The organism is Clavibacter lycopersici (assembly GCF_003576405.1).
In the GTDB taxonomy this organism is placed as follows: domain Bacteria; phylum Actinomycetota; class Actinomycetes; order Actinomycetales; family Microbacteriaceae; genus Clavibacter; species Clavibacter lycopersici.
In genome coordinates, this window is record NZ_QWGT01000110.1 from 1 (window position 1) to 9,077 (window position 9,077).

The window sequence follows — 9,077 nt, forward strand, 5'->3', positions numbered from 1 at the left end:
CGGGCTGCTCGGCCTCGTGGGCTGGGCGGTCGCGGCGCGGGCCCGGCGCGGGGATCCGGCGCCGGGTCCCGTGCTCCGCGCCCTCGTGGCCGTGGGCCGCCGCTCGATGACGTGCTACCTGCTGCAGTCGCTGCTGTTCGCGATCCTGCTGGAGCCGTGGTCGCTCGGGCTCGGCGTGGGCGCGGGGACCGCCCGCATCGCGTTGATCGCGATCGGCGTGTGGCTCGTCACCGTGGCGGTCGCGGTGGCGCTGGAGCGCGCCGGCCGGGCGGGTCCCGCCGAGTGGGCGATCCGCCGCCTGGCGTACGGCCGCCCGGCCGCGGGACCCGCCGCATCGGTCAGCGCGGGATGAGCCCCTCGGCGCGGTAGCGGTCGAACAGCCCGAGGAAGCTGTCGAGCGTGCGGTGGTGCGTGTGGAACCCCGCGAGCCGGCTCTTGCTGATGTCGGTGACCACCTCGATGTCGCGGCCGAGGTCGGCGTCCGTGTGCCACCACGAGGCGATGCGGTTCAGGTCGGACTCCGCGAGCCCGGCCTCGCGGGCGATGCGCGCCCACTCGTCCTCGTAGCCGGCCATCTGCTGCTCGAGCGGGCGGGGCGCGTCCTCGAAGCCGACGGGCTCGACGCCGAAGTACGCCGCGAGGCGCGGCCACATCCAACGCCAGCGGAACACGTCGCCGTTGACGACGTTGAACGCCTCGTCGCGGCCCGCCTCGGTGGTGGACGCCCAGACCATCTGGTCGGCGAGCACCGTCGCGTCGGTGACGTCGGTGAGGCCGTCCCACTGGGTCGCGCTGCCCGGGAAGACGAAGGGGAGGCCGAGGGCGCGGCAGATGGATCCGTACACGGCGAGGGTCAGGCCCATGTTCATCTGGTTGCCGACCGCGTGCCCGATGACCGTGTGCGAGCGGTGCACCGACCACGTGAAGCCCTGGCGGGACGCGGCCGCGAACAGCTCGTCCTCCTGCGCGTAGTAGAAGTTGGGCGCGTCGAGGCGCTCCTCCTCCTCGTGGAACGGGGTGTCGGGCATGTTGCCCTGCCCGTACGCCTCGAACGGGCCGAGGTAGTGCTTGAGGCCGGTGACGAGGGCGGCGTGCTCGACGGGCGCGCCGTCGAGGGCGGCCAGGAGGTCGCGGACCATTCCGCCGTTGACGTCGATGTTCTCCTGCTCGGTGGCCTGGCGCGACCACGCCGTGAAGAACACGTGCGTGGGCTGCTCTCCGGCGAGCGCGCGGCGCAGGTCGTCGGCGGAGCGGAGGTCGGCGCTGATCCAGCGGACACCCGGGCGGTCGGCTCCGGCGCGGCGGCTGAGCGCGAGCACGTCCCAGCCCTCGGCGGTGAGCTGGTCGACCAGCGCGGATCCGCTGATGCCGGTGGCGCCGACGACGAGGGCCGTGCGGCCGGTGCCGTCGGACCGCGGGGCGGCGGAGGGTGCGGGCGTGGGGACGGGGGTCTCTCGGATCTCGGTCATCCCCTGCCCCAACGGCGAGGAGCCGCCCGGGCATTCCGGGCGGCTCCTCGCGGGCGTGTCGACGGGGTCAGGCGGGGTGAGGGCCGTCGACCTCCGCGTCGGCCTCGCCGTCGACGCCGTCGCGGCCGGTGGAGGTCGCCTGCGTCGCCGCCGGATCGGCCGGGCCCTCGCCGAGGCCGGCGTCCTCGGTGCGGCGGTCGAGGTCGGCGGCCATGGCCTCGGATCCGTCGTCCCTGTGGTCGTACGCGACCTGCTCGGCGAGACCGGCGCGCTTCTCGTCCGCGGTCGCCTCGCCGGCGCCGTCCATGATGGGCTGGTCCTGCTCGTGGGTGCTCATGGTCCGACGGTACGCCGTCCGGCCGGGGTGCGGATCCGCGGGGCGCTTGTCGGCTCCCCCGCCGCCTGTCACGCTCCAGTCACACCACCGAGCAGGGAGCGGACATGACCGACAGCGGTTTCTCGAAGGACGAGCGCGACGCGATGAAGCAGCGGGCCCGCGAGCTGCGCGAGGAGGCGAAGCTGCAGAAGGCCGCCGACAAGCAGGCCGCGGCGCTGCAGGGCGTGCTCGACGCGTTCGCCGCGATGCCGCCCGAGGAACGGGCGATCGCCGAGTGGCTGCACGGCATCGTGCTCGAGCACGCGCCCGGCCTCGCGCCCAAGACCTGGTACGGCTTCCCGGCCTACGCGGACGCCGACGGCAAGCCGGTCGTGTTCTTCCAGCCGGGATCGAAGTTCGGGACGCGGTACTCGACGCTCGGCTTCCAGGATCCGGCGCGCCTCGACGAGGGCACCATGTGGGCGACCTCGTACGCCCTGACCGCGGTGGATCCCGCCAACGAGGAGCGCGTGGCTGAGCTGGTGCGGCGGGCCGTCGGCGGCTGATCGTCTCGGGGGCCGACGCGTGACGCTCCCCCGACGGGGGCTGCCGGGCGGGCGCCGACGCCCCTAGATTGATGACATGTCATCTATCGCATCCCCGCCCGTCCTCGTCGGCGTCCCCTGCTTCTCCGGTGCGCCGTGGGACTTCGGCCCCCTGGCGGCGCTCGCCGCGCATCCGACGCTCACGCTCCGTCTGCCGGACGACGCCACGACAGTCGAGGAGGCGGCCGACGCGCTCGAGGACACGGTCGCCGACCTCCCGAGCTACGTGCTCGTGGGCGACTCCTTCGGCGCCGTTGTGAGCCTCGCGCTCGCGCTCCGCCGACCGGCCGGGCTCGCCGGGCTCGTGCTCTCGGGAGGCTTCGCATCGGATCCGACCCCCGCCTGGAAGACCCGCGCGGCCGCGCTCGCCCGCCACGTGCCGCGCGTCGCCTACGAGCAGGGGATCCTCCGCTTCCACGCCGCGCAGCTCGCCTCGCGCCTCGACGCGTCCGCCCCGAACCCGCTGAAGCGCCGCGACTACCGGGAGCTGTTCCGCGTGCACACACCGGCGGTCGCCTACGCGAACCGCGTGGCCGCGGTCGCCGGGTTCGACGTGCGGGCGCGCCTCGACCGGATCGACGTGCCGACGCTGCTCCTCACGCCCGAGGACGACCGGCTGGTCGGACCCGCCGCGGCCGCGGCCCTCCGCATTGGGCTGCCGCACGCTCGCGAGCTGGTGCTCGCCGGCACCGGGCACATGCTCCGGTTCACGCACCCCCAGCGGTACGCGGACGCGGTGGACGCGTTCGTGCATGCCGAGGTCGCCGCGGGCGCTCCGGCGGGCGCCGCGTGAGCCCGGCCGAGGAGCTGCGCTACCTGATCCTCGGGGCGCAGCGCGAGGGGGCGCGTGCGTACGCGGCCGCGCTCGGATCCACCGGCCTGACGCCCGCGCAGGCGGAGGCGGTCGTCGTGCTCGACGAGGCGCCCGGGATCAGCCTTGCGGCGCTGGGTGCGCGGCTGGTCTGCGAGGCCGGCTCGCCCAGCCGTCTCGTCGACGCGCTCGTGCGCCGGGGCCTCGTGCACCGCGATGCGGATCCGCGCAGCCGCCGCAGCGTCGTGCTCCGCCTCACCGCCGCGGGCCGGGATCGCGTGGCGGACGTGCGCGCCGCCGAGGCCGCCGTGCACGACGCGATCGGCGGGGCCCTCGATGCACGCGAGCTAGAGGCCGCGATCGGTGCGCTCCGCCTGCTCCTCGACGGGCGCCCGACCCTCGACGCGCTCACGCTGCGCCGGGCGGACCGCGCCACCCCGACCAGCTGAGGCGCGTAGCCCGTCAGCGCCCGTCCACGATCGACATGAAGCCCGCGAACGCGAAGACCGCGGGCACGAAGAGCAGCAGGAAGCGGAACGTCACCCACACGAACCAGGCCAGGCAGCCGAGCGTGCCCGTGCGCCGGTCCCGCACGTCGAGGCGGCGGCCGTCGGCGGCGATGATCGGGATCCGCGGGTCCGGCGGCTGCTCGTCGCGGTCCGCGCGGAGCGATGGGGCCGCACCCGCGTCGCCGAGGAGCACCCGGTCGTCGCGGTACACGCGTGCCCGCCGGAGGAGCCGCCGCCCGACGCCGTCGATGATGCGGCCCGCCGCCTCCCAGGGCTCCGGCGTCGAGTGGTCGGCTCGATCCCGGCGGAAGAACACGACGCGCCGGTCGATGACCTCGACGTTGAAGTCGGCCGCGTCGTCGACGAGCGCGGCCATGACGTCGGGGGTGAGCAGGTACAGGGCGTCGCGCTCGTACTCGCCGGGTGCGTACAGCCGGAAGTGGCGGTCGAAGTCCCCCTCGAGGGACAGGCGCTGATCCCGCAGCACGCTGGCCGGCAGGTCGCTGCCGTGACGGTCGTTGGCGGTCGCGTCGAGGACGAGGTGCGGCAGGTTCACGGGGAGGGCGAGCGCCACGTAGGTCCAGCCGCGGTGGGAGCCGTGCTTGCGCCGCACGACCCCGAACTCGACTCCGGTCGCGCGGAACCGCGGGATCGTGACGACGCCCGTCGTCTCCGTGGTGATCAGCGCCCGGAACGACGGCCCCTCCATCGGATCCGGCTCGAAGCCGTTGGCGAGCGCGGTGAGGTGCTGCCGCCACTCCCGCCCCCGCGCGCGCGGCGACGGCGGACGAGCGGCCCACCGGTGCAGGAGGCGGGATCCGAGGAACCAGACGGCGAGGACCACGGCCGCCCCCGCGAGCCCCGCGATCGTCGACGGCGTGACGGTGCCGTCGCCCGCGCCGTCGGTGACGACACCCCAGTACATGAGGACGAGGCAGAGGCCCCAGAGGAGGAGCGAGTCGTTCACGTGCGCGAGCACCTTGCGCCGCGACGGCACCCACCGCGGGCGGGCGCCCTGCCGCACCGTGCGCATCGCCTCCGCGACCTCGTCGTCGGGCGCGCTCAGCCAGCGCAGGTCCATGGGCGTCCCCCTCGTGATCCAGGGTAGGGGGGCGCGTGGACGACGACGGCGAGCGCGGGTGCCCGCGAAGTGGGGGTGCACGCGCGGCGAGGCGGAGGACGGCGCCGCCGGCGAAGGGGTGTCCGCCCGGCCGCCCCTCTGCGAGGCTGCGGGCATGACCGCACCCGACCAGCCAGGACACCCGTCCCCGGATCCGCACCAGCCCCCTTCTCCCGGCCCCTACGGGCCGCCCGCCCCCGCCGGCTCCCCCATCGCCTCGAGCCCGCCGCCGTACGGAGGCCGTCCCCAGGGCCTGGCGATCGCCGCGCTGGTCGTCGGCATCCTCGCCTTCCTGGCGGGCCTGGCCCCGGTGATCGGCATCGTCATGGGCGCCGCGGCCGTCGTGCTCGGGATCCTCGCCGTGCGTCGCCGGCAGAGCAAGGGCATGGCGATCACCGGCCTGTCCCTCGGCGCGATGGCCGCCGTCTCGTCGCTGGCGGTCACCATCGCGTTCGCGATCATCCCGAGCACCACGAGCGAGTCCTCGGGCACCCGGGAGGCGGTCCACGCCGTCGCGCACCTCGACGACTGACGCGCGAGGTCGCGGGAGGGGAGGTGGCGCCGGATCCGCCTCCCCTCCCGCGTCACGCGGGAATGATCCCGCGTCTCATGCGTTTGCATGGACATGGCCCGACCGGGCCGCGCGGAAGGAGCGCAGCATGACCGCCAGCACCCAGGGACTGCACCACGTGACCGCCATCGGCGGCGACCCCCAGCGGAACGTCGACTTCTACGTGCGCGCGATGGGCCTCCGGCTCGTGAAGCGCACCGTCAACTTCGACAGTCCCGGCAGCTACCACCTCTACTACGGCGACACCGAGGGCCGGCCCGGATCCCTCCTCACCTTCTTCCCGTGGCGGGGCGTGCCCGCGGGCCGCGTCGGCGCGGGACAGTCCACGACCACGGCGTTCTCGGTGCCCGCCGGGAGCCTCGGCTGGTGGGCGGAGCACCTGCGCGAGGTCGGCGTCGCCTCGTCGATCTCGTCGACCGGATCCGCGGAGGAGCGCCTCTCGCTCCGCGACCCGGACGGGCTGCAGATCGACCTCGTCGCCTCCTCCGTCGTCGACCCGCGCGCGCCGTGGGACTCGGCCGACGTCCCCGCCGAGCACGCGATCCGCGGCCAGCACTCCTCGGTGCTCACCGTGCGGGATCCCGCGGGCACGGCGTCCGTCCTCACCGACGACCTCGGGCTCCGGCTCGTGGACGAGCGCGACGGCCGCTTCCGCTTCGCCGCGGGCGACGGCGGGCCCGGCGCGATCGTCGACCTCGTCGCCGACCCGGGCGCGCAGCAGGGCCTCACCGCGGGCGGCACCGTGCACCACCTCGCGTTCCGCGTGCCCGGCCGCGTGGAGCAGCAGGCGTGGCGCGACGAGCTGGCGGATCGCGGGCACCAGGTGACGCAGATCCTCGACCGGCAGTACTTCACCTCCATCTACTTCCGCGAGCCCGGCGGCGTGCTGTTCGAGATCGCGACCGACACCCCCGGCTTCGACATCGACGAGCCGCTGCTCGAGCTCGGCCGCAGCCTCCGCCTGCCGCCGTGGCTCGAGCCCAGCCGCGCCGACATCGAGGCCGCCGTGCCGCCGCTGCGCCTGCCGGACGAGGAGCCCGTGCCGGCCGACGGATCCGTCGCGTGAGCGCGCTCCTCGGCCGGACGCCGCACGAGTTCCAGCCGGGCGCGGACACGGGCCCCGTGATCCTCGGCCTCCACGGCACGGGCGCCGACGAGCGGCAGGGCCTCGAGCTCGCGCGGCTGCTCGCGCCCGGGCAGCCCGTGCTCGCGCCGCGCGGGAGCGTGCGCGAGGGATCCGCCGCCCGCTGGTTCCGCCGCCACGCGGAGGGCGTCTTCGACGTCGACGACGTGGTCGCGCGCGCGGCCGAGCTCGCCGACCTGGTCGCCGAGGCCCGGGCGGCCTACGCTCTGGAGGGCCGGGCCGTCCTCGCGGTCGGCTTCTCGAACGGGGCGAACATGGCGCTGGCGACCACGCTGCTGCACTCGACGGCGCTGCCCGACGTGATCGCCTTCTCCGCCCGCTGGCCGCTCGGCGACCGCGAGCCGGCCGCCGACCTCGCGGGCACGCGGATCACGCTCCTCAACGGCGACGCCGACGCCATGGCGCCGCTCGTCGACGTGGAGCGGACGGTGCGCGAGGCCACGGCCCGCGGGGCCGACGTCTCGTCGCACGTGCGACCCGGCGGGCACGGGCTCGACGCGCGGGACCTCGACGCGGCCCGCGCACGCGTCCGCGCCGGCTGATCCGCGCCGGCTGATCCGCGCCGCGACCCGACTCACCCCCACCCGCCCCGACCGGAAGCCGCGCATGCCCGAGATCATCGCCTGGGTCGTCTCCTTCGTCGTCGTGACCGTCACGGTCTCCGGGCTCGCCGGGCGGGTGGGCTGGTCGGCGCCCGTGGCGCTCGTCGCGGTGGGGGCGGCGCTGTCGTTCGTGCCGGGCGTGCCGCAGATCGAGATCGAGCCGGACGCAGTGCTCTACGGGCTGCTGCCGCCGCTGCTGTTCGCGGCGGCGATCCGCACGCCGCTCGCCGACATCCGGGCGAGGCGGGACAGCATCGTCGTGCTCTCGGTGGGCGTCGTCGTGTTCACGCTCCTCGCGTTCGGGCTCACGCTGTGGGCGCTCGTGCCCGCCGTGGGGCTCGCCGCCGCGCTCGCCCTCGGCGCCGTCGTCGCGCCGACGGACGCGGTCGCGGTGTCCGCCGTCGCGGGCCGCGTGAAGCTCCCCCGGCGCGTCATGTCGATCCTCGAGACCGAGAGCCTCCTCAACGACGCGACCGCGCTGGTCGCGCTCAACACGGCCATCGCCGCGATCGTCGGCATCGTGCACCCGGTCGACGTCGCGGGCGGCTTCCTCGTCGCGGTGCTCGTGGGCGTCGCCATCGGCCTCGCCGTCGCCTTCCTCTTCTCCGCGGTGCGCCGATTCCTCCGCTCCGCCGTGCTCGACACGAGCCTGTCGCTGGCGATCCCGTACGTCGCCTTCATCCCCGCGCAGGAGCTGGGCGGATCCGGCGTCCTCGCCGTGGTCGCCGCCGGGCTCGTGCTCGGCTACCGCTCCCCGCTGATCCAGTCGCCCGAGGCGCGCATCGCGGAGTCGGTGAACTGGCGGACGATCCAGTTCCTCCTCGAGAACGCCGTCTTCCTCCTCATCGGGCTGAGCCTCGCCGGCATCGTGCGCGGGCTGCCGGAGTCGAGCCTCGACGGGTGGACGATCGCCGGGCTCTCGATCCTGCTGCTCGCCGTGCTCGCCGCCGCGCGCTTCGCCTCCGTGGCGCTCGCGAAGGTGCTGTTCGACCACGGGCCCGCGCGGATGCGGGCCCGCACGTGGACCTGGCGGACCGTGACCGCCGTGTCGTCCGCCGGGGTACGCGGCGTGGTGACGCTCGCCGCCGCGTTCCTGCTGCCCGCGGAGACGCCGGAGCGCGAGCTGCTGCAGTTCCTCGCCTTCGTGATGGTGGCCGGCACCCTCGTCGGCGGGCTCGCGCTGCCCTCGATCATCCGCCGCCTTCGCCTCGGGCACTCCGCCGACGACCAGGAGCGATCCGACCGCGACCGCCTCCTCGACGAGGCGCGCGAGGCCGGGCTCGCGGCGCGCGACGCGGCGATGCGGGAGGACGGCGGCGACGACGGACCGGGCGACGACGCCCTCCCCGAGACCACGGCCGAGCGCCTCACGCACGACCGGGTGCGGCGCCGGATGATCGACGCCGAGCGGGTCGCCGTCCTCGCGGCCCGGCGCGAGGGCAGGTACCCGGAGATCGCCGTGCGGGCGGTGCTCGGGATGATCGACGCGGAGGACGTGGCCCTCGGCCGCCGCGAGGCGGACGACGCGCGCTGATCGGACGCCCGCTCCTGCGGGTCGCCCGACGACGACGACGCGCGTCTCCCCCCAGGGGACGAGCCGCGAGGGCCCCGAGGAGGACGCGCGGGTGCGGCGGGTCCGCGAGCCTGGCTGCACCGCCCGCCCGGGCGCCGAGGATCAGGAGGATCCCATGCCCGTGTCCGTCGCCCCCCGCACCACCGCCGCTGCCACCGCCCCGACCCCGGCCGCGTCGCGCGCCCCGCTCCCCGGGGATCCCGCCTGCGTCGCCTTCGCGGGCAGCGCCGACGGCTTCCGCCATGCGGGCACGCGCAGCATCGCGATCGACCTCGCGCCGTTCATCGCCCGGGCCCGGGCCGCGGCGGTCCCGCTCGCCGCCTGAGGGGCACCCACCGGCACGCACCCCGCGGCTGC

Annotated in this window: 12 protein-coding genes; 9 read left to right on the forward strand and 3 right to left on the reverse strand. The window is 75.6% G+C overall.

What is annotated here, in order from left to right:
- Window positions 1-352 (forward strand): DUF418 domain-containing protein (locus DZG00_RS08790; protein ID WP_147359958.1); only part of this gene is annotated, 352 nt, incomplete at its 5' end.
- Here the strand turns inward: DZG00_RS08790 and DZG00_RS08795 are convergent.
- Window positions 339-1,469 (reverse strand): SDR family oxidoreductase, encoded by a 1,131-nt coding sequence (locus DZG00_RS08795; RefSeq protein WP_119382205.1) that lies wholly within the window; start codon window positions 1,467-1,469, stop codon window positions 339-341. The two genes, DZG00_RS08790 and DZG00_RS08795, sit on opposite strands and share 14 nt — an antisense overlap.
- A gap of 67 nt (window positions 1,470-1,536) precedes the next feature.
- Complete coding sequence (locus DZG00_RS08800; RefSeq protein WP_119382204.1) at window positions 1,537-1,806, reverse strand: hypothetical protein; 270 nt, start codon at window positions 1,804-1,806, stop codon at window positions 1,537-1,539.
- Between the two features lie 104 nt (window positions 1,807-1,910).
- On the opposite strand from DZG00_RS08800, the gene DZG00_RS08805 reads away from it, so the two are divergent.
- From DZG00_RS08805 to DZG00_RS08815, 3 genes are all read left to right on the forward strand, one after another.
- A complete protein-coding gene (locus tag DZG00_RS08805; protein WP_119382203.1) occupies window positions 1,911-2,351 on the forward strand; it encodes an iron chaperone in 441 nt (146 codons plus the stop codon).
- 76 nt (window positions 2,352-2,427) lie between these two features.
- Window positions 2,428-3,183 carry an alpha/beta fold hydrolase gene (locus DZG00_RS08810; RefSeq protein ID WP_119382202.1) on the forward strand — a complete coding sequence of 252 codons (756 nt, stop codon included), beginning with the start codon at window positions 2,428-2,430 and terminating at the stop codon, window positions 3,181-3,183.
- The gene (locus DZG00_RS08815; RefSeq protein WP_119382201.1) at window positions 3,180-3,650 is read left to right on the forward strand and encodes a MarR family winged helix-turn-helix transcriptional regulator; all 471 of its coding nucleotides are present in this window, start codon (window positions 3,180-3,182) and stop codon (window positions 3,648-3,650) included. Before DZG00_RS08810 ends, DZG00_RS08815 begins: the two co-directional genes overlap by 4 nt.
- Before the next feature lie 13 nt (window positions 3,651-3,663).
- Here DZG00_RS08815 and DZG00_RS08820 read toward each other — a convergent pair whose 3' ends face one another.
- Complete coding sequence (locus DZG00_RS08820) at window positions 3,664-4,791, reverse strand: hypothetical protein (RefSeq protein ID WP_119382200.1); 1,128 nt, start codon at window positions 4,789-4,791, stop codon at window positions 3,664-3,666.
- Window positions 4,792-4,945: 154 nt separating this feature from the next.
- On the opposite strand from DZG00_RS08820, the gene DZG00_RS08825 reads away from it, so the two are divergent.
- From DZG00_RS08825 to DZG00_RS08845, 5 genes are all read left to right on the forward strand, one after another.
- Window positions 4,946-5,362 (forward strand): DUF4190 domain-containing protein, encoded by a 417-nt coding sequence (locus DZG00_RS08825; protein ID WP_119455541.1) that lies wholly within the window; start codon window positions 4,946-4,948, stop codon window positions 5,360-5,362.
- Window positions 5,363-5,489: 127 nt separating this feature from the next.
- The gene (locus tag DZG00_RS08830; protein ID WP_119382198.1) at window positions 5,490-6,467 is read left to right on the forward strand and encodes a ring-cleaving dioxygenase; all 978 of its coding nucleotides are present in this window, start codon (window positions 5,490-5,492) and stop codon (window positions 6,465-6,467) included.
- Window positions 6,464-7,087 (forward strand): alpha/beta hydrolase, encoded by a 624-nt coding sequence (locus DZG00_RS08835; protein WP_119455542.1) that lies wholly within the window; start codon window positions 6,464-6,466, stop codon window positions 7,085-7,087. The genes DZG00_RS08830 and DZG00_RS08835 overlap by 4 nt, the downstream gene beginning before the upstream one ends.
- Before the next feature lie 64 nt (window positions 7,088-7,151).
- Window positions 7,152-8,681, forward strand: coding sequence for a cation:proton antiporter (locus DZG00_RS08840; RefSeq protein WP_119383177.1), 1,530 nt, complete (start codon window positions 7,152-7,154; stop codon window positions 8,679-8,681).
- Between the two features lie 154 nt (window positions 8,682-8,835).
- Window positions 8,836-9,045, forward strand: coding sequence for a hypothetical protein (locus tag DZG00_RS08845; protein WP_119455543.1), 210 nt, complete (start codon window positions 8,836-8,838; stop codon window positions 9,043-9,045).
- The last annotated feature ends 32 nt before the right edge of the window (window positions 9,046-9,077 follow it).

Excerpts from the sequence above, each read along its gene's own strand:
- DZG00_RS08795 (WP_119382205.1), bottom strand. The coding sequence starts at position 1,469 with ATGACCGAGATCCGAGAGACCCCCGTCCCCACGCCCGCACCCTCCGCC.
- DZG00_RS08800 (WP_119382204.1), bottom strand. The coding sequence starts at position 1,806 with ATGAGCACCCACGAGCAGGACCAGCCCATCATGGACGGCGCCGGCGAG.
- DZG00_RS08805 (WP_119382203.1), top strand. The coding sequence starts at position 1,911 with ATGACCGACAGCGGTTTCTCGAAGGACGAGCGCGACGCGATGAAGCAG.
- DZG00_RS08810 (WP_119382202.1), top strand. The coding sequence starts at position 2,428 with ATGTCATCTATCGCATCCCCGCCCGTCCTCGTCGGCGTCCCCTGCTTC.
- DZG00_RS08820 (WP_119382200.1), bottom strand. The coding sequence starts at position 4,791 with ATGGACCTGCGCTGGCTGAGCGCGCCCGACGACGAGGTCGCGGAGGCG.
- DZG00_RS08825 (WP_119455541.1), top strand. The coding sequence starts at position 4,946 with ATGACCGCACCCGACCAGCCAGGACACCCGTCCCCGGATCCGCACCAG.
- DZG00_RS08830 (WP_119382198.1), top strand. The coding sequence starts at position 5,490 with ATGACCGCCAGCACCCAGGGACTGCACCACGTGACCGCCATCGGCGGC.
- DZG00_RS08840 (WP_119383177.1), top strand. The coding sequence starts at position 7,152 with ATGCCCGAGATCATCGCCTGGGTCGTCTCCTTCGTCGTCGTGACCGTC.
- DZG00_RS08845 (WP_119455543.1), top strand. The coding sequence starts at position 8,836 with ATGCCCGTGTCCGTCGCCCCCCGCACCACCGCCGCTGCCACCGCCCCG.